The organism is Paenibacillus sp. FSL H3-0321, assembly GCF_038002865.1.
In the GTDB taxonomy this organism is placed as follows: Bacteria; Bacillota; Bacilli; order Paenibacillales; family Paenibacillaceae; genus Paenibacillus_AQ.
On sequence record NZ_JBBODH010000001.1, the window covers coordinates 7,614,535 to 7,638,522 of the forward strand.

20 protein-coding genes, 3 pseudogenes and 1 riboswitch are annotated in these 23,988 nt (G+C 46.8%); of the genes and pseudogenes, 13 read left to right on the top strand and 10 right to left on the bottom strand.

Annotation, left to right across the window (positions count from 1 at the left end):
• Positions 1–32: 32 nt before the first annotated feature.
• The gene (locus tag MHI45_RS33690) at positions 33–3,422 is read left to right on the top strand and encodes a GH36-type glycosyl hydrolase domain-containing protein (protein ID WP_076112723.1); all 3,390 of its coding nucleotides are present in this window, start codon (positions 33–35) and stop codon (positions 3,420–3,422) included.
• A 100-nt stretch (positions 3,423–3,522) separates the two neighbouring features.
• Here MHI45_RS33690 and trpS read toward each other — a convergent pair whose 3' ends face one another.
• Positions 3,523–4,512 carry a tryptophan--tRNA ligase gene (gene trpS, locus MHI45_RS33695; RefSeq protein ID WP_076112724.1) on the bottom strand — a complete coding sequence of 330 codons (990 nt, stop codon included), beginning with the start codon at positions 4,510–4,512 and terminating at the stop codon, positions 3,523–3,525.
• 137 nt (positions 4,513–4,649) lie between these two features.
• Positions 4,650–4,826, bottom strand: a complete 177-nt coding sequence (locus tag MHI45_RS33700) for a hypothetical protein (protein WP_179091812.1) — start codon at positions 4,824–4,826, stop codon at positions 4,650–4,652.
• A gap of 302 nt (positions 4,827–5,128) precedes the next feature.
• On the opposite strand from MHI45_RS33700, the pseudogene tnpB reads away from it, so the two are divergent.
• Together tnpB and MHI45_RS33710 are read left to right on the top strand one after the other, a co-directional pair.
• A pseudogene (gene tnpB / locus MHI45_RS33705) lies at positions 5,129–6,216 on the top strand (IS200/IS605 family element RNA-guided endonuclease TnpB).
• 171 nt (positions 6,217–6,387) lie between these two features.
• Positions 6,388–6,765 (top strand): annotated as a pseudogene (locus tag MHI45_RS33710) (GNAT family N-acetyltransferase); the annotation flags it as partial.
• Positions 6,766–6,778: 13 nt separating this feature from the next.
• Here MHI45_RS33710 and MHI45_RS33715 read toward each other — a convergent pair.
• The gene (locus MHI45_RS33715; RefSeq protein ID WP_076112725.1) at positions 6,779–8,380 is read right to left on the bottom strand and encodes a DUF4179 domain-containing protein; all 1,602 of its coding nucleotides are present in this window, start codon (positions 8,378–8,380) and stop codon (positions 6,779–6,781) included.
• Positions 8,349–8,930 carry an RNA polymerase sigma factor gene (locus MHI45_RS33720; protein ID WP_076112726.1) on the bottom strand — a complete coding sequence of 194 codons (582 nt, stop codon included), beginning with the start codon at positions 8,928–8,930 and terminating at the stop codon, positions 8,349–8,351. Before MHI45_RS33720 ends, MHI45_RS33715 begins: the two co-directional genes overlap by 32 nt.
• Before the next feature lie 120 nt (positions 8,931–9,050).
• On the opposite strand from MHI45_RS33720, the gene MHI45_RS33725 reads away from it, so the two are divergent.
• From MHI45_RS33725 to MHI45_RS33740, 4 genes are all read left to right on the top strand, one after another.
• Positions 9,051–9,818 carry a nucleotidyltransferase domain-containing protein gene (locus MHI45_RS33725; protein ID WP_076112727.1) on the top strand — a complete coding sequence of 256 codons (768 nt, stop codon included), beginning with the start codon at positions 9,051–9,053 and terminating at the stop codon, positions 9,816–9,818.
• 126 nt (positions 9,819–9,944) lie between these two features.
• Positions 9,945–10,036: riboswitch (cyclic di-GMP riboswitch) on the top strand.
• Between the two features lie 51 nt (positions 10,037–10,087).
• On the top strand, positions 10,088–11,143 hold the full coding sequence (locus MHI45_RS33730; RefSeq protein ID WP_076112728.1) for a hypothetical protein: 1,056 nt from the start codon (positions 10,088–10,090) through the stop codon (positions 11,141–11,143).
• A 139-nt stretch (positions 11,144–11,282) separates the two neighbouring features.
• A complete protein-coding gene (locus MHI45_RS33735; RefSeq protein ID WP_038590982.1) occupies positions 11,283–11,642 on the top strand; it encodes a hypothetical protein in 360 nt (119 codons plus the stop codon).
• A gap of 73 nt (positions 11,643–11,715) precedes the next feature.
• Positions 11,716–12,714, top strand: a complete 999-nt coding sequence (locus tag MHI45_RS33740) for a ketoacyl-ACP synthase III (RefSeq protein ID WP_076112729.1) — start codon at positions 11,716–11,718, stop codon at positions 12,712–12,714.
• Positions 12,715–12,808: 94 nt separating this feature from the next.
• Here the strand turns inward: MHI45_RS33740 and MHI45_RS33745 are convergent, their stop codons facing one another.
• The 4 genes and pseudogenes from MHI45_RS33745 to MHI45_RS33760 form a co-directional block, all read right to left on the bottom strand.
• A complete protein-coding gene (locus tag MHI45_RS33745; RefSeq protein WP_179091813.1) occupies positions 12,809–13,606 on the bottom strand; it encodes an alpha/beta fold hydrolase in 798 nt (265 codons plus the stop codon).
• Between the two features lie 16 nt (positions 13,607–13,622).
• A complete protein-coding gene (locus MHI45_RS33750; RefSeq protein WP_076112730.1) occupies positions 13,623–14,168 on the bottom strand; it encodes a PadR family transcriptional regulator in 546 nt (181 codons plus the stop codon).
• Positions 14,169–14,546: 378 nt separating this feature from the next.
• Positions 14,547–14,657, bottom strand: a pseudogene (locus MHI45_RS33755) (winged helix-turn-helix domain-containing protein); the annotation flags it as partial.
• A gap of 1 nt (position 14,658) precedes the next feature.
• On the bottom strand, positions 14,659–15,546 hold the full coding sequence (locus MHI45_RS33760; RefSeq protein WP_076112731.1) for an alpha/beta fold hydrolase: 888 nt from the start codon (positions 15,544–15,546) through the stop codon (positions 14,659–14,661).
• A 238-nt stretch (positions 15,547–15,784) separates the two neighbouring features.
• Between MHI45_RS33760 and MHI45_RS33765 the strand changes: the two genes are divergently transcribed.
• Entirely contained in the window at positions 15,785–16,633 is an 849-nt protein-coding gene (locus MHI45_RS33765; RefSeq protein WP_076112732.1) for an alpha/beta fold hydrolase, read from the top strand.
• Positions 16,634–16,763: 130 nt separating this feature from the next.
• Here the strand turns inward: MHI45_RS33765 and MHI45_RS33770 are convergent, their stop codons facing one another.
• Both MHI45_RS33770 and MHI45_RS33775 read right to left on the bottom strand, forming a co-directional pair.
• Positions 16,764–17,624 (bottom strand): alpha/beta fold hydrolase, encoded by an 861-nt coding sequence (locus MHI45_RS33770; protein ID WP_341118667.1) that lies wholly within the window; start codon positions 17,622–17,624, stop codon positions 16,764–16,766.
• A gap of 88 nt (positions 17,625–17,712) precedes the next feature.
• The gene (locus MHI45_RS33775; protein WP_341119141.1) at positions 17,713–18,681 is read right to left on the bottom strand and encodes a phosphotransferase; all 969 of its coding nucleotides are present in this window, start codon (positions 18,679–18,681) and stop codon (positions 17,713–17,715) included.
• A gap of 213 nt (positions 18,682–18,894) precedes the next feature.
• Here MHI45_RS33775 and MHI45_RS33780 point away from each other — a divergent pair, with 213 nt between their 5' ends.
• The 5 genes from MHI45_RS33780 (at position 18,895) to MHI45_RS33800 (ending at position 23,952) form a co-directional block, all read left to right on the top strand.
• Positions 18,895–19,257 (top strand): BlaI/MecI/CopY family transcriptional regulator, encoded by a 363-nt coding sequence (locus MHI45_RS33780; protein ID WP_341118668.1) that lies wholly within the window; start codon positions 18,895–18,897, stop codon positions 19,255–19,257.
• A gap of 2 nt (positions 19,258–19,259) precedes the next feature.
• A complete protein-coding gene (locus MHI45_RS33785; protein WP_341118669.1) occupies positions 19,260–21,326 on the top strand; it encodes a M56 family metallopeptidase in 2,067 nt (688 codons plus the stop codon).
• A 182-nt stretch (positions 21,327–21,508) separates the two neighbouring features.
• The gene (locus tag MHI45_RS33790; RefSeq protein ID WP_341118670.1) at positions 21,509–22,312 is read left to right on the top strand and encodes a MerR family transcriptional regulator; all 804 of its coding nucleotides are present in this window, start codon (positions 21,509–21,511) and stop codon (positions 22,310–22,312) included.
• Positions 22,287–22,931, top strand: a complete 645-nt coding sequence (locus MHI45_RS33795) for a GNAT family N-acetyltransferase (protein ID WP_341118671.1) — start codon at positions 22,287–22,289, stop codon at positions 22,929–22,931. Before MHI45_RS33790 ends, MHI45_RS33795 begins: the two co-directional genes overlap by 26 nt.
• A 7-nt stretch (positions 22,932–22,938) precedes the next feature.
• Positions 22,939–23,952 carry an alpha/beta hydrolase family protein gene (locus MHI45_RS33800; protein WP_341118672.1) on the top strand — a complete coding sequence of 338 codons (1,014 nt, stop codon included), beginning with the start codon at positions 22,939–22,941 and terminating at the stop codon, positions 23,950–23,952.
• Positions 23,953–23,988: the final 36 nt, after the last annotated feature.

Here is a 23,988-nt window from a genome sequence, read left to right on the forward strand (position 1 = left end):
ATCTGCCGCAGCAGATAAGGAAGTGAGTAGAAATGACAACTATAACAGGAACTGGCTCCAAGCTGTCGCTTCACGAGGATGGATTGACTTTTACTTTCCTGGAAAGCGGCGACCTGTACCAGGCTGTCGGCGGGACGATGATGATCAATCAGCTGCTGTCTAATAGCGTAGACGGTGCGCCCGGAAATCTTTATGCGCGTTTGCACCTGCAGGATGGCATTCAGGTCTTTCCGCTGCTAGGTGTGAAATCGAGCAGCCGTTTCCGTCAGGATGGCAAACGCCTGGTGTGGCAAGGTGAAATTACTGCGGGTCCGGATGTCCCAGGGCTATTGGCGGATATCCGTTATCAGGTGGTATTTACTTTGTCCAGCCGTGGGGTGTGGTTCTGGGATGTGAAGGCTGAAGGCAGCAATGTGCTGCTGGACGTCATCTATAGTCAAGATGTGGGGATTGCTTCCCCCGCAGCTGTCACCAGTAATGAAGCCTATTTATCGCAATATATTGATCATGCGGTATTTGAGGATGAGAAGTATGGATATGTGGTTTGCTCCCGGCAAAATCAGCCGCAAGGCGGCAAGTTCCCGTACCTGCAGCAAGGTGCTCTCACCGGAGCTACCGGATATTCCACTGATGGATTCCAGTTCTTCGGATTATCCTACAAGGAAACCGACAAACCAGAAGCATTGTACCAGGAACAGCTGGCCAATGAGATTTATCAATATGAATTTGCCTATACGGCGTTGAAATCCGAGAAAATTCAACTGGATGGAGCTGCATGTTTTACTTTTTACGGACTGTTCCGTGAAGACCATCCCGCAGCCATTACAGAGCTGGAATTTCATTCGGCACTGCGTCAAGCGTGGGATGAGGCTGAAGCCCTGGGAGATGTTCAGGAAACAGGTCATTGGCTGAATCAGACCTCCTTATCTTCACGTTTTGGAGCTCCGCTGCAAACTGTAGACATGCTTGAAGAAGAGCTGAACTCATTGTTCCCGCAGAGATTTGAGGAAGAACGTGATGGCGGCCAGCTGCTGGCCTTCTTTACCGGCACCTATGAGCATATTGTGCTCAAGCGTAAGGAATTGCTGGTCGAACGTCCGCATGGGCATATTCTGATGAGCGGGGACAATGCTCATCTGGGTGCTGAGGTCATGACCACAACCTCGTATATGTATGGGATTTTCAATTCCCAGGTGGTAGTCGGTAATACGAATTTCAATAAAATGATGTCCAACCCCCGTAACGCGCTGAATGTGTACAAGACTTCAGGACAGCGTATTTATGTGGAAATGGATGGACAATACCGTATGCTTACGATGCCGTCGCTATTTGAAATCGGCTTTAACTACGTGCGCTGGTACTATAAAACTCTTTCCGACACGCTTGTAATTACCAACTATACAACAGTTGATTCACCGGAAGTAAAGCTGCATGTGCGATCTGTAAGCGGCCAAGCCTACCGTTTCCTCGTCAGCAACCAGATTACGATGAATGTGGCCGAGTATGAGGTGCCTTACCAAATGGCTCAGGATCCGAACGGAGTGATCAGCCTCCGCGGCGAGAAGTCCGGAACGAGTGCTGAGGTATATCCGGAGCTCACTTACAAGATGTTCCTCGATGGGGCTTCTTACCGTCTGGGAGATGAAAGTCTGCTGGCAGACGGACCGGTTCAGGGCAGTGCTTCGCTTGCGGTGCTTGAACTGGAGGAAAGCGCAGAGTGGACGCTGACATTACAGGGCTTGCTGGATGGCAAAGAACGTCCGCTCTCCAGTAAACCCGTCACAGAAGAAATCACCCGTTACCGTGAGTTTTTCTCCGGTGTCATGAATGGTTTCAAGCTGACACAGGAAAGCGGAGTCGAAGGCGGACTGTTCAAAGTGAATGCGTTGGCCTGGTGGTATACTCACAATATGCTGGTCCATTACTCAGTGCCTCATGGTCTGGAGCAGTATGGGGGCGCAGCATGGGGGACGCGTGATGTGTGCCAGGGACCGGTGGAATATTTCCTCGCCACACACAAATATGAGCAGGTGCGCGAGATTCTGCTGACCGTGTTTGCCCATCAGTATGAAGATGACGGCAGCTGGCCACAGTGGTTCATGTTCGACAAATACACATCCATTCAGCAGGAAGAAAGCCACGGCGATATTATTGTCTGGCCGCTTAAAGTGCTGGGGGATTACTTGCGGGCAACCCTTGATTTTGCTGTACTGGATGAACAGATTCCATATACACGCAAGCACAGCTTTGACTTTACGGAAACGACAGCTTCGCTGCGGGAACATGCCAACAAAGAGCTGGATTACATTAAATCTCACTTCCTGCATGATACGTTCCTGTCTTCTTACGGCGACGGGGATTGGGATGATACGCTCCAGCCGGCGAACGCACAGCTGAAGCAGTATATGGTCAGCAGCTGGACAGTTGCACTTACCTATCAGACTGTGCTCGGTTTATCCGGAGTGCTGCAGAGCAATGATGAAGCTTGGTCAAATGAGCTGAAGCAGATGGCGGAAGGGATCAAAAGTGATTTCAACCGTTACATGCTGGGAACGGAAGTGATTCCAGGCTTCCTGTATTTCGAAGATCCGCAGGATGCCAAGCCTATGCTTCATCCAGACGATCAGGAGACCGGTATTCAATACCGGCTGCTGCCGATGACCCGCAGCATGATCGGTGAGCTGCTCACACCAGAGCAAATGGAGTCGCATTACAAGCTGATCCTGGAGCAATTCCTCTGCCCGGATGGTGTGCGGCTGATGAACCATCCGGCGCAATATGCCGGCGGAGTCAGCACGCATTTTAAACGGGCGGAGCAGGCGGCTAATTTCGGACGCGAAATCGGACTTCAATATGTGCATGCGCATATCCGGTTCGTAGAAGCTATGGCGAAGATCGGCAAGCGGGATCAGGTATGGAACGGACTGGCGGTCATTAATCCGATTGGGATCCGCGATGCCGTGCCGAATGCTGAACTGCGTCAGAGCAATGCCTACTTCAGCAGCTCGGACGGGAAATTTGCTAACCGTTACGAAGCGCAGGAGCGGTTCAATGAGCTGCGGAATGGTTCGGTAGCCGTTAAAGGCGGCTGGAGAATTTATTCCAGCGGTCCCGGAATCTACATGAATCAGCTGATCTCCAACGTGCTCGGTATCCGTGAGGACGGCGGTGATCTCATCATTGATCCTGTACTGCCGGATGAACTCGATGGAACCCGTTTTGACTTCGAATATGGCGGTTCACCGGTATCGTTCATCTACCACTGTGCAGAAGGCAATCTCCGCTCTGTAACCGTAGGCGGCAAGGAGGTTCAGGCCGAACGGCTTGCCAACCCTTATCGTCTTGGAGGATTGCGGATCAAACAGGCAGACTTTGAAAATCTGCGCACAGCAGAAGGTACTGTAGTTGATATTTATATGTAATAACAAGAAGAGGCCGCTGCTGAAGCGGCCTCTTTGCTATTCACAATTATTCAGCTGTTAAGTCATCTATTCCAGATCCTTCGTTGAAAGCATCTCGAGTTTATTTAAAATAATCAAGGCTCATCGCCTCGCGGACTTCGTTCATCGTTTCCTGGGCCAGAGACCGGGTATGGCGGGTGCCGGCCATTAGTATATCATCGACAAGCCTTGGTCTGGCCGCATAATAGGCCCGGCGTTCCCGCATCGGTGCCAGAAGCATTTCCAGCGCGGAGGTGATCCGTTCTTTGCAGGCCGAACAACCGATGGACCCGCGTTCGCAGCCTTCGCGGATTTCAGCGGCGTCTTGCGGAAGAAAGGCCCGGTGATAAGCATAAATTGGACAGATACCCGGATGCCCGGGATCATTTTTATGAACGCGGGCTGGATCTGTCACTGCTCTTTTTATTTTGTGGGCAAGGTCTTCCGTTGAAGCATCGAGCGTTATGGCGTTGCCGAGGCTTTTGCTCATTTTCGCGTTGCCGTCTGTGCCAATCAGCCGGGGTGTTTCACTGATCAACGCCTGAGGTTCCACAAATATAGGCTTATACAGCTCGTTAAACCGGCGCACAATTTTACGGGCCAGCTCCAGATGCGGCAGCTGATCCTCACCAACAGGAATGATGGTGGCTTTGCAAAAGGCAATATCGGCCGCCTGGCTTACCGGATAACCGAGGAAACCATAATACATTTCATCCAGACTGCTGTTTTTCGATTCTGCTTTTACCGTTGGATTGTGCCGCAGGTTATTCACCGTAACAAACATAGAGAAGAAGATTGTCAGCTCGGCGATTTCCGGAATCATGGACTGTACATAAAGGGTTGTCTTGCCGGGGTCAATGCCTACAGACAAATAATCGAGCATAATCTCGCGGATATGGCTGCGGATCAATTCGGGTCTATCGAAATGGGTCGTCAGTGCCTGAACATCCGCCAGAAATACATAGGATTCATATTGATCTTGTAAAATAACCCGGTTCTGCAGGCTGCCGGCGTAATGGCCAAGGTGAAGTTTGCCGGTAACCCGATCTCCTGTGAGTACACGTTCTTTCATCGTTAAAAAACCTCCTGATATAATGTTGTTGTGTAGAAATTATAAATCGCCACCACCAGCCATCCTCCATGGCCATCACCCCCTTATCCATGCAAAAAAACTCCGTCCCATAAGGACGAAGTTGTCGTTGTACCACCTTAAATGACCGTCCCGCTGCATGAATTGCAAGCGTTCCAGTCTTCGCTATACGGTGCGGAGATCGCTGAATACATAATCTCGAGACCGCTCCCTTGATAACGGCGGGATGCCCGGCATTTCCCTACAACATCGTAGCCGACGGTTCGGGAAAGCAACTCCAAAGTCCATTCGATCATATGCCGGACACCGGTTCGCAGCTACCACCGGCTCTCTGCAAGTCCTCTCACATATGTCTACTTACTCTTCTTCTGCGTTATTGATGTTATATATGTATATTATTACCTGATCCCTGGAGATCGGTCAATGCTTTATTAGATTGGGGCAGGAAAAAGTATCAAGTGTGATAAGTTATTTATCAAAGAAAGCCGAGAACACCCCACCTTCTATAGGTTGGGGATGAATCGGTGTTTTTTGCAAAGAAAACGAACGCATGTGCTATAATAACCCTATATACTTCATCGAAAGAGGTTGTGTTGGCATGCTCATTCATAAAGCCTATAAGTATCGTATCTTTCCTACAAATGAACAACAGCAACTCATTCATCAGATGTTCGGGTGTTGCCGTTTTGTGTTCAATCATTTTTAGGCTTATGGAATGATACCTATAAGGCGAAAGGCAAAGGCTTATCCTACAATCGTTGTGCCACACAACTTCCTGCACTCAAACAACAGTTCGAATGGTTGAAAACCGTGGATAGCATTGCTTTGCAATCATCGGTTCGAAACGTGGCAGATAGTTTTGATCGGTTCTTCAAAAAACAGAATCAAGCTCCACGTTTCAAAAACCGTAAACACCCTGTCCAAAGCTACACAACGAAATATACCAACGGCAACATTGCTGTGGAAGAACGTCTACTCAAGCTTCCCAAGCTGGGATGGATGCCCTTTGCCAATTCCAGAGCCTTAGAGGGACGCATCCTGTCTGCAGCCGTTCGCCGGAATGCGTCTGGGAAATATTTCGTATCCATCGTCTGTGAAGTTGACGTTAAGCCCCTGCCTCAAGCCAGCAAAGAGATTGGTGTTGACCTTGGGCTTAAAGAGTTTGCCGTCTGCTCCGATGGATTTCGGGTTCAAAATCCCAAGTGGTATCGCCATTTCGAAAAGAAGTTAGCCTATTGGCAACGCCGTATGGCTCGCCGTAGCAAAGGCGGCTCTAATTGGCACAAAGCCAAGCAAAAGGTCGCTTCCATTCATGAGAAGATCGCCAATTGCCGCCATGATTTTCTGCATCAGCTCACAATCAAACTGATTCGTGAAAACCAAACGATCAGTATAGAAAACCTTCGCGTGGCGAATATGCTCAAAAATCACAAACTGGCAAAGTCTATCGCCGATGCGTCATGGAGTGAGTTCGAACGCCAAATCTCCTACAAGGCGAAATGGTACGGACGCACGGTTAAGATTTCGGATACCTTTGCCCCGACCAGCCAAACATGTTCTGTATGTGGCTTCATCAACCCCGAAGTGAAAAATCTTTCAGTGCGGCAATGGGTCTGCCCAGGTTGTGATACAACGCATGATCGTGATGAAAATGCCGCACAGAATATTATAATGATGGCGGTTTAACCGTCTTGCAAAGAACTGTGGGAACCACAGGGATCGCTTGGTGTACGATTTTTCACATTTGAGAAAATCGATACATTTTGCTTCAAGGAAGCAATGACCCAAGAATCCCCCACCTCTACAGGTGGCGGGAGTGTTCAAAGACAATAAATGAAGAGGGATGCAATTACATAAATATTCAGCTGTAATGATAATGACAAATTGCTTGGTATTATCGAGGCATTTGATTTTAATCAGAAAGTAAATATGGTATCGGTCGGCTATTTTTTGGAGCAAGCCCATTGGGGGAAAGGCATTGCTTCAGAAGCGTTATCCCTATTGATAAGTTACTTGTTTAATGATGCGGATATCAATAGGATTCAAGCTGAAGTAATGCCCCCCAATAGGGCTTCCAAAAAGGTGCTGCTGAAAAACGGCTTCATGAAAGAAGGAACTTTGAGACAAGCCAGTGTATGGTCAGGCAAAGGAATCGTCGATCTTGAGGTGTACAGCATCCTGAAAGATGACTACATCAAATGGCATATCCGATCAGAAGTTCCAGATCCACAATAGAATAGAAGCAAACTCAAGGTTTTTTCACTTCGATTTTTGGCAGATCAAAGCTCCAGTTCACATCGGTAAATCTTTTATCCGTTATGACCCGGCGGAGCGTCAGCTCCTCGGGCAGTTCAGTCATGCCTTTGGCTATAAGATAGGCTTCATTTGCATGATTGCCCGTCTCACCGAATATGACTTTCTCATCCATAGTGTAAGCACCTCTAAAAATAACCTTGTATTCTTTTCCTTGACCATCGAGGGCGACCCACTTGTCTTTGGAAAATCTGTTGGTGAATTCGCCGCTGACCGACATCCAGCCGGATATTCCCGGTTCATCCTTGGTTTCCTTGATCTCCATCTTGTTCACCTTCAGCACATCACCTTGAGCACTAAATACTGCGGGTTTCTCATTAAGCTCATGAGGATGGAACGTCATTGAATCGTTAGATTTGACAGGACTATTGTAACCATCCAGGATGAACCGTACTTGCCGGCTGTCATATGGAAGGCTCTTGAAATAGTAGGTCCAGTGCTGCTTGCCGGCTTGTTCTGTTGATCTGACAGTGTAGCCGAAGGAAGTGTCGATAATACCTCCGGAGATGTAACTGTTGATTCTTGAAAGTTCTTCACCATTCTCTCCCTCAAAATGGAACATGACCCCAAAATCGTGGCTAAAATTAGTGGAATTGGCAGAAATAAGGCTGGCTGCCTCTCCAGTAAGCGAGGTGTTGAATTTCAGTGTGACACCTGCAGGTGTATGCATCACTTGATCCATCTCCAGCTTCATCCCATCCGGTGTTTTATAGACATGGTCCTTCAAATCTGTGGTTACCGATAATGCCTGTGCTGCGGTCATATCTGCTTCATAGCTAAAGCTCCAGTCTCCGGTGACTACCTTTTCTGTTTTGCTGTTTGAAGCCAGTTCATGAATATTGCCTTGAATAACTACGGTGCTTCCTGGGCCTTCATCAGGGAATACGTAAGTCAACAGCAGAGAGGCTTGACCAGAGTTTCCATAAATGTCACTGGCCAAGGGCATGATCTCTTTAAGTTCTCCGATGTTGTGTCCTTGTTCATCATGGATTTCCAATTGGCTGGTATTAAATTTGGACATTGCGTCGTTGGCAGCATGTCCGGTTTTATCCGTAATGCTAATGTTAAGCACCAAACGGGTAGGATCAGCCACTACGTCCTGCAGGACAAAGGTATAGCCTTTATCGGTTTTCTCTATGCCAGGGTGCTGCACCACTCCGAGTATTTTGGCGTCCAGCAGACCAAGCTTTGCCCACTGGTTGGCAAGGAGGAACGGTTTCTGTGGAGGGGTGGACAACGTCTCTGACACTGTACCTGATTTGCCAATGAAAAACAGTAATGAAGCAATTCCTATCACTGCAGCAACAGAGCTGCCCCACTTTAAACCTCTTTTTAGGGTGCGGCCCGTTTGCATTCCGGATATCTCGGATAATTTTTGCCCGGAGGCGGGCTGTATCTCTGTATTGCGAACTTGTTCCATAACGCGCTCTGTGAAATCATCAGCTAGATTAGAGCTTGTATACAATTGTGAATCCGTCAGTAGATCGTTATCAGTGCCGGACAAGTCATTGTGATTGGTGTAAGCCCATTTTTTCATTGGAACCCTCCCTGGATTTCGGCCATTGTTTCTTCAGCTTTTGACGGGCGCGGTGGAGACAATTTTTGACCTGATGCATCGGCATTCCCGTTATCGCTGAGATCTCCTCATAGGATAATTCATTGGTATAGCGAAGCAGCAGTACAATCCGGTAACGTTCTGGAAGCTTGGACAATTTCCGGTGCATTTCAAGCTCGTCTTCCTTGCGCATATATTGCTCTTCAGGGGTTGGCCCGCGATCCTTCTCCTGCAGCAAGGTGCTGCTTATTAGGCCTGGGGATTTCCGTCTTTTCAGTGACCTGAAGTGGTTGATCGCAATGGCGTACAGCCAAGCGGCAAAGCTTGATTGGCCATGATGCTCGCGGAGTTTCTGGTATGCTTTGATAAATGTTTCCTGGGCCAAATCCTGTGCATCCTGGTGACTGGCGCCCATACCGAGCAGCAGACCATACAAGCTCGACTTGTATTTGTCTACGAGTACCGCAAAGGCCTCCCGGTTGCCCTGCAGCACTTCGGCAATGATTTGTTCGTCGTTGTCCTGTGCCTTCATCCAGTGCCTCCCATTAATTTATTTGTATATAAGACGCACCAGCGCCACAATATTTCTCACTTTTTATAAAAAAGAAAGATTATGTTCAGATCATACTACACATTGCAGGGGGAAGAGAGAATGAAACAAGACGTAGCAATCCGTCAGGTAGGCTTGGCCGTAAAGGATGATCCGGCAGTCAGGGCGGTATTTCTGAAAGGCGCACATGCCAGAGGAGAGCAGGATGCTTACTCGGATGTTGATTTGTACTGCTTGGTCCACAGCGAGGGATTGACGGATTTTTTAGCGCGCAGAATATCCTATATGGAGAGCTATAAACCGCTGATATTCTGGTCGGAAGCTAACTTCGTAGGACCACAAATTGTTGGCGTGTTTGAAGACGGTCTGCATTTCGATCTTTATACAGTGACTGCGGAGAGTCTGAAACAAACCGAACAAATCCTTGTCCTGCATGATCCCGAGGGTTGTCTTGCCAACTACAAGGCAGAGAGCTTCCCCATGTCGGATGTAGAGATTACGAGGATCCTTTCCGGTTTCACTTTCAGTCTTCTGGAATTTGAAACCGCGTATCTCCGCGGCGATTTGCTCTGGGCACACCGGCTTGGCAGTCATCTGGCGGCAGATCTAATGATAGTTCTGCGGCATGTAGCAGATCCTTCTACAGCGCAGCTCGGCATTAAGAGACTGCATCACAAACTCAGTCCACAGCAACTGGATGAGTTAACAGGAGCGTTAAATGCTCTTGGACCGGACGCACTCCCTTCAGGTGTCCAGAAGCTGGTGGACCTCGCTGTGGTGTTGATTGCAGACTTGACCGAACGGCTGTCAGAGAACTGGAATCAGCGTTTTTTCGATTTTATGGTCAAACGGATCTACGCACTATCGTAACAAAACAGATACAGCGAACAATATTTGAATGTGAGAAAAAAGGAGGATAATGACTACTCTTGTCGAATTATAAATTTAGATAGATAATAAATACCAAAATATGTTTGTGATTCGGAAGCGCCAGCTGATGAACAAAGGCAACTCCGCCGAAAGGCGGAAGACGCAAAGCCACCGGTCTAAACCGCTCACGAAAGCGGCATGACAGCGGGGACGCTCATGTAGTTTGGTTTTTTGTTGTCTAAATACAACAAAAGGAGCTTGAAAAAATCATGTTTTTGAAGATTCGCCACAAATTGAGGCCTGGCTTAGCGTTTATTCTGGCTACAGTCTTGGCCGCTGGGCCCCTGATTGCCACCCCGGTCCACGCAGCTGCGAAGTACACTTTTACGGATGTCAAAACTGCATATAACATGCCGATTGACTACAACTACAAGTTCACAGGTGACACAATCGCTTCACTGGAGAAGGATAGCAAAGGGGCTCATCAGCTGTACTTACATAACTGGAAGAAGAAGACGACGGAGAAGGTCACTTCTACTAACACGTTCAAAACGAACTTGCAGCTTATGGGAGACAGTGTTTATTATTATGAGTCTACAATTGAAGTGACTAAACGAATTAATATCTACCCGAAGAAGCTGGTACAGTACAATTTGAAAACCAAAAAAACAAGCGAGCTTCCGCTGGAAGTGAAAACTCCGGAATTACTGGGTGTGGGTGACAAATATTATGCACACAGCAGTGGCTCAGATTTTTACTTCACTAACAAAACGACGCTGGAAACTCAGACCATCAATGATCTTGGTTTTGATCAGGTCCACCAGTTTGTAGATGACAAGTTCATCTATAGCAAATGGGACACCGGGACGTTGTATCTGTATGATCTGCCAAGTTCAAAAACAATTGAGCTCTACAAGCTGAAAGAAAATGAATCCTTCAACCTCGTAGCTTCGAATGGTAAAGATATTGTCTGGATGATTGACTCCAAAGAAGTGGATGCTGCCGGCAAGACCAAAAATTACTTCATCTATATGACGATGGACCGCAGTAAAGCCGGAGCCCCGGTTAAAGTATTGCTCAAACGTGAATGGGTAATTGGCGACCGGAATGATCTCTTAATCGTGGGTGACAATTATGCGGTGTTCTCGGAAATGATGAATAATAAACTGGTAGCCCGCGGAGTGAACCTCCGAAATGGGGAACTCTTTTTACTTGGGGAACGAAACCGCAGTGCGGACAATTTTGTGTATTTTAATAAAGACACTTTGATCTCACGCGACGCGAATGACTATATTGTGCTTCGTACAATAGTCAGAACGCCATAAATGAATTTTCAGAAACTATCAAAAAAACAGTGCAATTTGACGATAGTAGTAAAGCGGTAAATATTGGGTATGAACCTATTTCCAATGAATCCCGCAATCGCAAATTGAAAAAAAACAACTAGAGGAGTGTCATTAAAAAATGATCGCAGAAACTAAAATGTACCCGGAATTCAACACCATCTTCATCAGCTTGCATGGATTTGCCGAATTGGCTGAAACGGTAAAAGAAGTGGAAATATTCGAGGCGTCCATGCCGACTTTGCCAATCCACGAGATGTCTCTGATTATTGACTGCAATGATATGGCGCCGTTCAAGCCGGAGATACTCCCGGTTCTGGAACGCTGCTATGTGCTGTATAACGGATTTAAACATGCGGTTCTGGTGAATCCGAAGAAAGTAGTAGCCAAATCTCAATTACAGAGAGTAGCTCCAAGTGCCGGATTTAAAGGACATTTTGTGGATACGGTGGAAGAGGCTTGGGCAATCGTTAAATCCTAAATCCTAAATCCTAAATCCTAAATCCTAAATCCTAAATCGTATATCCTAAATCTAAAGCAGAGGGTGGTCAACCATGGCTAGTGTCAAAATAGTAAGCACCGAAGTGTACCATCCTGCCTATAAGATCAGCAATGAGGAATTGGCTCTGCAGGCCGGAGCTTCAGCGGACAAGCTTATCGGCATTTGGGAGTTCTTTGGCCGTAAGGATCGTTATTACGCGGCGGACTATGAAGAGAGCACACTTTATATGGCTATTGAAGCATCCAAAAAGCTATTGAAGAACTGTGGGCTTAGCGGAAGCGATTTGGATATGATCGTATTCTCCTCAGGAACACATGATTTCAGCGCTCCGACAGATGCTGCATTTGTGCATCAGGCGCTGGAGGGTAAAGATTCCTGCATTATCTATGACAGCAATGCCAACTGTGTAGGTATGGTTGTCGCTGCTGACCAAGCAGCCCGATCCATGATATCCACTCCCAGAGTGAGATACGCACTCATTGTAGGGTCGGAGCAGATTGCCCGTTTCTACAAAGAGGGGGACCTGGCGTCCAAGGGCCTTTGCGGAGATGCGGCCTGTGCGGTTCTGTTGGAGAGAGTGGAGGACACGGATTCCGGCCTGATAGATTCGGCTTACTACACCAATACGCAGAAGGCGGAGGATATGCAGTTCCCTGCCGGAGGCATGACGCAAATGTACGGAGAACATCTGTCGCTTGAAGAGAAGAAAATTTATCTTCATCCGGAGTATAACGTCAATGTGGCTTTCCCGACAGCGGTATCCAATATTGAGCAGCTGCTTCAGGAACATGGATATACCAAAAGTGATGTGAAGCACTATATCCTTAGTCAGTTAAACTTGAGCGTCATTAAAGATATCGCGGGCAAGCTGGACGAGGAACTCGTTAAATTCCCTTACATTGGGGATATTTATGGCTACACAGGCACAAGCAGTCCGTTTATCACCCTTCACCATGCGATTAAGGACGGAACGCTGGTACGCGGCGACTTGTTCTTTATGTGGTCGGTAGGCGCGGGTATTACGAGTTGTGCTACCTTGTGGAGACTCTAGCATCACTACTGCAGTAATGAAACGCGATAGAAAAACAACGAAAGCCTGCGCCTTGGCGCAGGCTTTTTTGTGTGCTTTTCCCGGGGCGAGCCATCTAGTCTTTATTTAAGAATTCAATAATTAACTCTATAAATTCAGCAGGCTGCTCAAGATGCGGATAATGGCCGCATTGACGCAGCTGGACGAATTCTGAAGCTGGGATGTTCTTATGTACGTAACTACAGATCTGCTTGTTGAAGGGTGAATCCAGCCCGGCTTCCATAACAAGGGTTGGATGACTGATTTCATTTAAGCGACTGTAGGCCGGAGGCATTAAAGGACGATGCAAATTGGGTTTACCTTGATAAAAGACTTCATTACTGACATAAAGCTCTTTGAATTGGGCACGAAGCGTCTGATCTTGTGGAACGAGGTAGTGCCAGAAGCTGTTCTTCATAAAATGCTCCGCAGCCTTGTTGATTCCAACCCGGCGGACTCTCAGGAAATCCTTCATGCCTTCCCAGGACAGCCGCAAGGGATACTTGGCACCGTTAACGGAAGGGGCAACAAGGATTAGCTTGCTGACACGATCCGGATAGGCCAGAGCGAAGTCAATCGCAGCACTCCCTCCAAAAGAAGAGGCGACAAGACTGGCACGGGTAATCCCAAGATGATCCAGAACGGATTTCAGATCCTGATAATAGGAGAAGGGAGTGGTGATAGCATCGCTTTGTCCATATCCTCTCTGATCATACCGGATCACCTGATAGGCTTGAGCCAATCTTTCCACATGGAGATCCCACACCTTGAGGTTGGAGTAGCCGCCATGCAGCAGCACAAGCGGTTCACCTGCTCCTTGTACTTCGATGTTAAAGTTTACACCCTGGATGTTATGCAGTTTACTCTGATTCACTTTTTTCACTCCCTCATTAACGCTGTTGATTTAACCATTCAATTGATTCTTTGCACCACTGCAGTCTAGCTTCGGTTGACAGGATCCCATAATTCAGGGTTAACATCCACATCGGTAAATCTTCCGGCGGTTGCTTCTGTGTTATTAATGCACGCTGTTGTTCGCGGTAAACCTCCATGGCATTTGTGAGCTCACCCAGCTCATGTTCGAACAAACCTCTAATGACTTCTTTATCCTGAGGGGTTGCAAAAAAAACCTTAAGCAGCAATTCATCCCGGTAGTTAAGGGCGCCAATGGGGGCGGACAGCCATTTCCGGAAATGCTCCATGCCTTCAGGTGTAATCTGATACTTTTTCTGGCCGCGTGTTTGAATGGGTGTGCTGGCTTCCACCGCATATCCTTGGGCAACAAGCTCCTTCAAAGCAGGATAAATCTGCCCGTAACTTTCACTCCAGAAATGATGAAGCGAGCCGCTGAAATGCTTCTTGATGTCATATCCGGAATAGACTCCTTTCGTTAAAACACCCAGAACTGCGAACATTGTATTTCCCGATTTGGCCATAACCCTCGCTCCTGACTATAATGTATCTATTAGATATGTAACTATTAGATATATCATACAGCGTTGATCTTATAATTTCAACCCTTGCAAACCATCTCATCGGCACAAAAAAACAGAGCAGCGGAGGTTGTGCCTGCCGTGCTCTGTAGTGCTATTACCCGATTATACCGTAGATCCGGCCGGCTTCTATCGTTAGGGACAGATCCTTAAGGGCATTTGCACCTTTGTAGCTTTTTGTCAAACCTTTTGTTCGCAGCACATATTTGTTCATCATGCCCACCAATCCTTTCTGGCTATAGTGTAAAGGCGGCAGGTTTAGAAAAGGTTAAGCGGATACAAACAGTCGAAAAACTGCCGGAAAACTACAGGGAACAGCGTTTACTCCTTGTACAGGCGGTAGCCGAGGCCCCATACCGTTTCTATGTATTCTATAGCCGGGTTTGCTTTTTTTAGCTTGCTGCGCAGATTGCTGATATGAGTTTTGACTGTTTTATTGATGTTCGTGTACTTCTTTAAATAACTGATCAATTTCCTTACATACATTACACATGATTTCTGCTGTGGGCAAATGTTTCCCCTTGATGATCATCTCCTTGATATCGCAGCCTCCAAGGACTGTCCGGGCTTTTGTGAAGACCTTATGGGGAGGGAAAAAAATATCATCTGCTGCACAAATAATTAGTAATGGCGAAGAGTAACCATTCAGTTCTTTTCGTTTGAACTCTCTCGGAGCACGCATTTCCATCTTGTAGCAGGTCAAGAGCAGATTAAAGAATTGGTACCATAGCACATCCTTTTCCGTCAGCATCGGATCGAAGATCTTTACCAGCCGCTCTTTCGAAGGACGAAGCATATACGTCATCATAGGAATCATCATTTTTGTAAAGATGGGCAGGAGTGAACCATGAGCAATACCGGAAGGAGCAAGCAGCACGGCCTTGGTTATTTTACCAGGATCAACTTTGGCCAATGATAACATCATAGCCGAGCTGTATGAACTGACTACGAACATCATACTGTTAAATCTTAAGGCTTCCAGCAGCTCACTGATCCACCAACCGTAATCATCTTTCGAGGGGGATAGGTTTCGATAAGGGGTGCTTTTTCCGGGCATGCCAATTACATCCGGTGCATAAATGCAATAGTTATCAAGCAGTGGCAAAAAAAGCTTTAGATTCAACGGGTTAATACCGTTTCCACCGTGCAGGGTAAATAAAGGCGGCTTTAACTTATCTCCAACGATAAGCAAATGTGTGCTTCCATAACTGGTGTTAATGATCTGCTCTTCGTACATCACATCTAGAGCAGCAAGTGCTGTATCGTAAAAATCATGCATTTTAGCTTCACTTTCTTTGTTCTTATAGATGTACTTTACCATCACTTTCCCCCCTGTGATCAATCCACATCCTCATTCATTTCATCTTAATCCGGAAAGTTCTCAGCTTCCATAATATTAAACACTTAAATTCTCCCATCTGTAAACAACAGGAGAATGATATAATCTTTTGGAAAAGGGGGGAGCAGAGTGCTGGAACGCTCAATGGAAAATATCATGGGTTCAGGAAGGGAAAGGAGGGATGCGCAAAATAAACAAATGAAATGAGGATGATTTTGAGATGAACAGAGGACAAGTGATAAGCAATGACGGTGTTAAACTGAATTATATTGTACAAGGAACCGGGCCAAAGATATTGGTTGTAGGCAGCAGCGTCTTTTATCCGCAGCTCTTCTCGGCAGATTTATTTGCACGATTTCAGTTTATATTCCTTGATCATAGAGGTTTTGCCAGTCCGTCTGCAGTCTTGAAGCCGGAGCAGTACCGGCTGGACCGGGTGCTGGATGACCTCGAGCTCGCAAGGCAGCAGCTTGGCCTGAGTGATGTGGTCATAATGGGGCATTCAGGGCATGCTTTCATGGCGCTGGCGTATGCCAGGAAATATCCGGAGCAGGTTCACAAAGTAATTCTGCTGAATTCAGCGCCAAGCAATAGCCGGGAAAGGCAAAGTCAGAGCGCTGCATTTTTCAATGAGACTGCAAGTCTGGAGAGAAAGACAGGATTCGAACAGGACATGGCTCTGCTAGAAGGCGACATCAGGCTAGACCCGGAACGCCGGTTCGTTCACATGTGTATTCGAATGGGTGCACAGAGCTTCTACGACTATTCCTTTGATGCAGCCTATATGTGGGAACAGGTACAAACAAATATGCCGGTTATGGATTATTTGTGGGGCGAGGTATTTGCCGGGATGAATCTGCTGCAGATGCTGAAGGATGTCAGTATGCCGGTTTTTATCGGGCTGGGAAGATATGATTATCTGGTTGGGCCTGTTTCCTTATGGGAGGCTATCGACGAGACATACCCCCATGTGAAGAAGGTAATCTTTGAGCACAGCGGACATAATCCGATGTTTGAACAACCGGAGCTGTTTAATCAAACATTGATAGAGTGGATGACACAGGAGTAAGGTTTGTTTAGCTACGCTATATGAGTTGAACTAAAGTTCAACTTATATATTCATTCACAACTACTGAAAAAAGGATCAGAGAAGATCGCCGATGGCGAACTTTCCTGATCCTCTTTGCGTTTCCGGCTGCTTAAAGTTGACCTAAAAATCCATCCATATAGGCATAAAACTCTTCCTTGTTGCTGAGATGCACATTATGGTCGGGATGGGACATTTCATAGGCATGACCATTCGCTAGCAGGGACTGCATTTTGTTATAATCCTCGTCCGGTACGCCCTCACTGTTCTTAGCTCTAATCAGTAAAACGGGACACTTGATCTCCGGCAGCAGGTGATACCAATTTACTTTATATTGTATGTTGGCAGCCATCGCCTGGGGACTGAACATCATCTGGTATCCATCGACGGTTTCGATCAGACTGTTCATGAAATATTGATAGCTAAGCTCCGATTCCATGGCCTGCCGGATATAGTCCATCGCTTCGTTTAGGCTGGAGAAGGGCAGCGGCCAATCCTTGGTTACAGGCTCAACACATGGTAGCTGATCCAGTGGCAGCAGGCTTGGCGTGGCAGGCCCGGATGGGGATTTATCCAATATCGCTAAGGCTTGTATGTAATTTGGGTACATGGCTGTCAGATATCCGGCTACCCTCCCGCCCATAGAATGGCCTACCAGAATGATCGAATCGATCTTCAGATGATCCAATAGTTCAACAATGTCCCCGGCCATTTCTTCACCCGTATATTTGGATACAGGTTTGCTGCTTAGTCCATGCCCTCTTTGATCGGGGGTGATAATTCTGTACTGTTTGCCGTAATGCTGCATGAAATCAACCCACGTTTCTGCTCTGCCCCATCTGCCGTGGAGACAAAGGATTACCGGACCTTCCGTTCGTGTATCCAGATAAAACATTTCCAGACTGTTCAGCTTAGCCAGGTTTCTGTAGATTTTTGGATGCTCCAGCTTTTCCTCTAAGATTGAATCCCGCATAATTAACCTCCAAGCGAATCTAATGTATTTGGATGAATTATACCATATGAACTAAATAAAGGGAACATATGTTTCTTTTATTATGCGATTACTCCCAGTAGGGTGTGCATGTGAACAGAAATTGTTCTTTGTTAACATAATGCTTAAACTCTCTGGAGGCCAGTCTTTGAATATGCTCCGGCAGCCAATCCTTGGCATCAGGCAGCCCTATCCAAAAATTCATGGTTTCAAGCTGTGCGGCTACAAAAAAACCCTCCAACAGCTCAATGTGATTAGGCGGCAGCATAAAATGACCGGAGTAGGATTTCAATAATTGTTCCCTGTATGCCGGATGAATATAGGAGAAGGTCCACCCCAGATCAAACAGGAAATACCCGAACCCACAGGCACCAAAATCAATAGGGCGGCATTCTTGGTTATAAAAAATAAAATTGCTGGGGATCAGGTCAGCATGAATGATTCCCCAATAATTTGGCGTGGTATCGAGGGTATTCATCATGTTCATCACACGTTGGCCTGCTACTGTAAGCAGCTCAGCATTTTCTCTTTCGATTTGCCCTGCCTTGCCCCAATGGTGAAGCTTATCAAGCGCTTGCCCGATCCGCTTTCCATCATAGACCGGTCTTGTGAACTGTTCAGGTACAATCCATGAGAAAGCCCGCTGATGCAACTTTCCTATCATTTCACCTATCCGTCCGGCGTCTTCCACAGTAGTAATGAATTGTTGTTGTTCCCCTTCCAGCCATTTAATAAGTGTACACTTCATTCCGTCTACATCCGTCACCAATTCGCTATGATGATTCCGGCAGGGTACAGGTGCTGTTAAGTCTGTCCCCGCCGACAGGGCCTCTAGCCATATCATTTCCGAGCGGAGCGTTTCCGGTGAGGTCCAATCTCTGTCCATGGTTTCACTTTTTGCTGCATGAATTCGCAGGCTATAGCTGTTGTTGCGGGTATCCACAATTTTAAAAACCTGGCTTGCACTTTGTCCGACAAAATGAATAGACGCTACTTCTATGCGATACTGCTGTAAAGCTGCTTCTGCCAATGCGAGCATAGTGTTCAAAAGCTTCCCTCCAATAAAAGGTATGATAATTCCTTATTTTAACAGGATTCTTTGCTTCTTTTCCGGGAATTAACACTTATAAATAAACTGTCCCAAATATAGCGTGTGTTAAAAAGTGGAACTTCTGGTAGACAAAACGGTCTACAAGTTGTAAACTTTGACTACATTAGTCTACAGCTTGTAGACCCAAAGGAGTTCTGTAAAATGGACAAAATTAGACTGACGGAGATGGAAACTAAATTTGCGGACCTCATCTGGAGCCATGAGCCAGTCCCGTCGGGCGACCTCGTGAAGCTGTGCGAATCTGAATTGATCTGGAAAAAATCGACGACCTATACGATGCTGAAACGTCTGGAGAGCAAAGGGATTTTTAAAAACAAAGAGGGTGTGGTGGCAGCGCTCATCTCCAAAGATGATTTCTATGCCCAGCAGAGCAAGCAGTTTGTAGAGGAGATCTTTCAGGGATCGTTGCCAAAGTTTCTGGCCGCATTCACAAGGAGCCGTAAACTGAGCGACACAGAGATTGACGAGTTTCTTAAAGTGATTCAGGATCATAAGGAGGAATAGCGGTGGAATCGCTGTTTTTGCAACTTTTGAGTATGAGCCTTACCGGCAGCTATGTCATCGTGTTTGTGATTGTGGCCCGGCTGCTGCTTAGAAAAGTTCCCAAGGTTTTCTCTTATGCCCTGTGGTCAGTGGTGTTGTTCCGGCTCGTATGCCCGTTCTCCTTCGAAAGTGTATTCAGCCTGATTCCTGCCAAAGCGCAGGAGATCCCGCTTCAGCGGATCGCCACACAGCCGCCCCAGATTCCAAGCGGATTAGCCGGAGGCGGGCAAGCATTAAATAACCTGCTGGCTGAACCTGCAACTGCCGCTGCATCTGTGGTGGATACAAGTACTGCTGCCGATACGAATATCTGGCTGCTTGTGGGCCAATATGTATGGCTGTTTGGAATTGCGGTGCTGCTCCTCTACAGCATAAGGGCAACGGTCCGGTTAGTTCGGAGCTTGAAACCTGCACAGCAGATCAGCGGAAATATCTACGAGATGAAGGGACTCGCAACCCCATTTGTGTTCGGGGCAATCAGGCCCAAGATTTATCTTCCGGCAGAGCTTGGAGAACATGAGCGTGGGTATATTCTGAAACATGAACAGGTGCATATCAAAAGACTTGACCATCTGATCAAACCTTTAGCATTTGCTGTATTATGCATACATTGGTTTAATCCGCTGGTTTGGATAGCTTTTGTTCTAATGAGCGAGGATATGGAGCTGTCTTGCGATGAAAGTGTCATCCGGCAGCTGGGCAGCGGCATCAAAAAGGATTATTCCACTTCACTTTTAACACTTTCGGCGGGCAGACGGTTCATAGGCGGTTCACCGCTTGCCTTTGGTGAGAATAATACGAAAGGACGCATTCTCAATATCCTGAACTACAGGAAACCCGCGTTCTGGGTAGTGATCCTTGTTATTATTGCCATTGCTGCTGTCAGTGTGGGTCTTATGAGTAATCCGAGACAAACCACATTAACTGAACGGGATTATGCCGAGCAGTTCATCGAAGAGGAGATTGCGGGTTTTGCCAGCAATGAGGCGAATAAGTTCAAAATTGTGGACAGCAGCATCACAAAGTTTGAAAAGCTGGCAGAGTTTGATAATCTGATGCCTGCTTCTTTGCAAATCTGGCACCTGGAGTATCGCCTGAAGCCTGATGATCCGGCTAAAGTAAGTGGGGCATTTGATCTGAAAGACGGAATGCTTATCGAAGAGGGCAGCATGGGCGATCCGATAATGGTTTTTTCCTATGAACAGGATACTCCGAATTATTTGGGCTCATTCCGGAGCGCAGAATATGATATAAGTACAATTGCCGGCCAGGAGACCGCACTTCGTGTATTCCTTGAAGGCAAACAGCTATTATCTCATGAGACCTATAGCGGGAAGCATATTCTGGTCAAATTTCCACTGACCCTGGGGGAGACCAGCCAGCTGCTGTTATCACAGCCCGCGCAAGCAGGGGATAAAGGAATTTGGGCCGTTGAACGCTGGAAGGATACCCGTGGCAATGAGTACTACCATACTCCGCAAAGTGATCTCCCGCCCGCAGAATATTATGACCGTTTGCAGGCACAAGCTGATGAGGGGGAGGAGGCCTGGCTTCTTGATCCTCAGCAGGTGGCCATTCGGTATATCAAAACTTTTATCGGGCCAACGGTTGCCAAGGATAAGCTTGAGGTGGATTATAATGCAACAGCAGCAGACTTTGCCGTCACTCCGGAAAGCACTACTTTAGGATATGTTCTGAACTTCAGCTTGGACAGTGAATCCTTTGATTTTGACAATGTTGAGTGGCTGACACTTGAGGATTCTGCGCGGTTTAAGGATTTGAACATTACGGAGGAAAACTTGCCGGGCGGATTCTATATTCTTAACAAATATACAATTACAGACCTTATGAAAGTAACAGCTGAAACGAAGTACAGCATCCTTGACCAGGAGAACTGGGGCTCTTATAAAGACGTAACCAAGCAGGAATTTATTGAATTTCTCAATCAATACTCTGACAATTCGCCCTTATGCAAAGTTACGTACAAGGATGATTTTGTTACCGGCATTTCTGAGGTGTATCTGCCATAATCTAAACCTTTGAATATTAGATTCAAAAACAGGCCGTCTTCCTGTTTTGGGAGGGGGTCTGTTTGCTGTTGAATGTGCGTTATGCGCAGAGTTGGGTGATATCTTTGTATGTTTCGGTTGACCTTAGGTCAGACCTAAGGTTTATAGTAGAGATATCCAAAAGAGACAAAGGAGCCCCGCATTTGAGAGATACCCTTACGATTAGCCAATTATCACAATTAATGAACGTTTCTGTTCATCAACTGCGTTATTTTGAAGAAAAGGGCGTGCTATACCCGGCATTTACGGAAGACAATCAATACCGGATGTATGGGATCGATGAGATTTATCAGCTATCCCATGTTTTGCTGCTGCGCAAACTGAATATTCCGGTTAGTCAGATCGAGCAATGTCTCACTTCATACTCCGGCAGTCAGTACAAGCAGGTTTTTGAACAGTCGCTGACCAAAGTTCAGGAAGAAATCCACAGATTGGTTAAGCTGGAACAATTCATTCATAAGGTATTGAGTGAACAGGCGGAAATGGAGGGACGTGATCAGGAAGTTGTGATGGTTTCTTTGGGTCCCCGGTATTTGAGACACTGGCTGTCTCTTGATGAGCATCAAGTGCTTACTGCCGGAACATTGTATGAACACCGACCCGCTCCTTCGGATTTGTATGAACAGGATCTGCATTACTTAACAGGTGGCGGAGTGATCCGGATATGTTATGAGACCATGGAACCTGCCGATTACGTGCTTGAAGAAGGTGACTATCTGCTGAAGAACTTTTCTGTGCATCGGGAGGAAGAGATCGAACAAGAGGTTTTGCAGCTGGAACAATATATACAAGAACATGGGTATACTCGCCAAGGTCAAATTGTGGTGATTGAAAAGTCCTATTTGTCCATGTTCAGCAACGAGCAGCTGCATTATCAAATCCAAGCCAAAGTGGGCTTATCGGAAAGGGTGACTGAAAACGATGCATCTATCCCAGTTTCAGATTGAGCCATTTCATGAGAAGGATCATGAGCAGGTGTGCGAGCTGCTGGTTGACTCTTTCCGGAGCAAATTTCAAGCCCTTGTTCATTTGAGCGATCGAGAGATGACAGAATTATTAATGAAGCTTTGGACCTTTGACTGCAGAGATGCATCTGTTAAACAATTTGTTGCCCGAAAAGACGGGAAGATCGCCGGTGTGCTCTCTTTAAAATGGAAGCCTTCAGAACCCCGGAATAATCCGCAGAGTCAGGTGAATATAGTCCAGTTGATCAGACAATATGGCCCCGTAAAGGTTCTGAAGCTGCTGACAGGACTGGGTGCGCTGAGCTATGCTCCGCATGAAACCGAATGCTACATTGAACATCTTGCTGTCAGTTCCAGGGAGCGGAATCAGGGGGCCGGACAACAGCTGTTGAATTATGCCAAGAATATGGCTGTACAATCCCGGTGCAAAGTGCTTTCACTGCATGTTTCATGCAGCAATTCCCAAGCGATCCAGCTTTATCGCAAGCTGTCATTCGGCATCAGGAGGACCCGTTACAATGTGCTCAGGCATCTAATCTTCCGGGAACCAGCCTGGCATCTAATGACCTGGGAATCGAGTGTAATCACATGCAGGGAGTGAACATCACGTGAAGAAAGCGATGAAAATGACATTATGGATCATGGGCAGCCTGATCGCTGCCGCTGTTCTGTTTATACTCTATCAGAATGACTACGAAATGACTGAAAAGAGCGTGCGGATTGAAACGCCGCAAGGCATCTTAACGGGAACTTTGGTGCTGCCGGAGGAGTACTCCGGAAAGGTCGGGCTTGTTGTTTTTGTCCATGGAGACGGCCCGGTTAATGCCGATCATGAAGAAGGTTACAGGCCTTTATGGGAGGTGTTGGCAACTAACGGATATGCTTCCTTGTCTCTGAACAAGCCTGGAATCGGGGGTGCTCCGGGCAATTGGCTGGATCAGAGTATGGAGGACCGGGCACAGGAGATTCAATATGCAATAGAATGGGCACAAACGTTGTCAATGGTTGATGCCGATAACATCGGTTTATGGGGGGCCAGTCAAGCCGGATGGGTCATACCCAAGGTAGTGAGAGAAAACCGCCATATTGCTTTCAGCATTCTCGTCTCACCGGCTATAAACTGGATCACTCAAGGTCAATTCAATACTAAGGAGGAAATGAAGCAGGCCGGCATAAGTGCTCAGGAAATCATTCAAAAAGAAAAATACAATCAGCAAGTGTTGAACCTGCTTAAGGCAGGGGCTTCTTACAAGGAGTATTTGAGCATAGCCGATCCTGAACATCTCATCACGGAAGAGAGATGGACCTTTATCAGCAAAAACGTCCAGTCTGACGCTACCGCAGAATTAACCTATTTTAATTCACCGGTACTGCTTGTTCTGGGAGGCAAGGATATCAACGTGGATGTGGAAGAAACAGAGCAAGTCTACCGGAAAGAGATTTCAGCCGGACTGCTGACAGTAGTCAAAATCCCGGAAGCCGACCACTCCATGATGAATAAACCGCTTGCGGATTCACAGCTGCTGACCGTGATGACGGCTCTTTTTGCACCCGGGAAATTGACCAATACCGAGTATTTAAACTCGATCTCCGGGTTTGTCACTCAGCAGAAAGCAGACTGATAGCCTTCACCGGGGGCTGGAATTATTGGTTATAAC

Coding starts and splice junctions, on each gene's coding strand:
- MHI45_RS33690 (WP_076112723.1), top strand. CDS start 33: ATGACAACTATAACAGGAACTGGCTCCAAGCTGTCGCTTCACGAGGAT.
- trpS (WP_076112724.1), bottom strand. CDS start 4,512: ATGAAAGAACGTGTACTCACAGGAGATCGGGTTACCGGCAAACTTCAC.
- MHI45_RS33700 (WP_179091812.1), bottom strand. CDS start 4,826: ATGATCGAATGGACTTTGGAGTTGCTTTCCCGAACCGTCGGCTACGAT.
- MHI45_RS33715 (WP_076112725.1), bottom strand. CDS start 8,380: ATGAAAAAATGGGCTTACACCAATCACAATGACTTGTCCGGCACTGAT.
- MHI45_RS33720 (WP_076112726.1), bottom strand. CDS start 8,930: ATGAAGGCACAGGACAACGACGAACAAATCATTGCCGAAGTGCTGCAG.
- MHI45_RS33725 (WP_076112727.1), top strand. CDS start 9,051: ATGAAACAAGACGTAGCAATCCGTCAGGTAGGCTTGGCCGTAAAGGAT.
- MHI45_RS33730 (WP_076112728.1), top strand. CDS start 10,088: ATGTTTTTGAAGATTCGCCACAAATTGAGGCCTGGCTTAGCGTTTATT.
- MHI45_RS33735 (WP_038590982.1), top strand. CDS start 11,283: ATGATCGCAGAAACTAAAATGTACCCGGAATTCAACACCATCTTCATC.
- MHI45_RS33740 (WP_076112729.1), top strand. CDS start 11,716: ATGGCTAGTGTCAAAATAGTAAGCACCGAAGTGTACCATCCTGCCTAT.
- MHI45_RS33750 (WP_076112730.1), bottom strand. CDS start 14,168: ATGGCCAAATCGGGAAATACAATGTTCGCAGTTCTGGGTGTTTTAACG.
- MHI45_RS33760 (WP_076112731.1), bottom strand. CDS start 15,546: ATGGTAAAGTACATCTATAAGAACAAAGAAAGTGAAGCTAAAATGCAT.
- MHI45_RS33765 (WP_076112732.1), top strand. CDS start 15,785: ATGAACAGAGGACAAGTGATAAGCAATGACGGTGTTAAACTGAATTAT.
- MHI45_RS33770 (WP_341118667.1), bottom strand. CDS start 17,624: ATGCGGGATTCAATCTTAGAGGAAAAGCTGGAGCATCCAAAAATCTAC.
- MHI45_RS33775 (WP_341119141.1), bottom strand. CDS start 18,681: ATGCTCGCATTGGCAGAAGCAGCTTTACAGCAGTATCGCATAGAAGTA.
- MHI45_RS33780 (WP_341118668.1), top strand. CDS start 18,895: ATGGACAAAATTAGACTGACGGAGATGGAAACTAAATTTGCGGACCTC.
- MHI45_RS33795 (WP_341118671.1), top strand. CDS start 22,287: ATGCATCTATCCCAGTTTCAGATTGAGCCATTTCATGAGAAGGATCAT.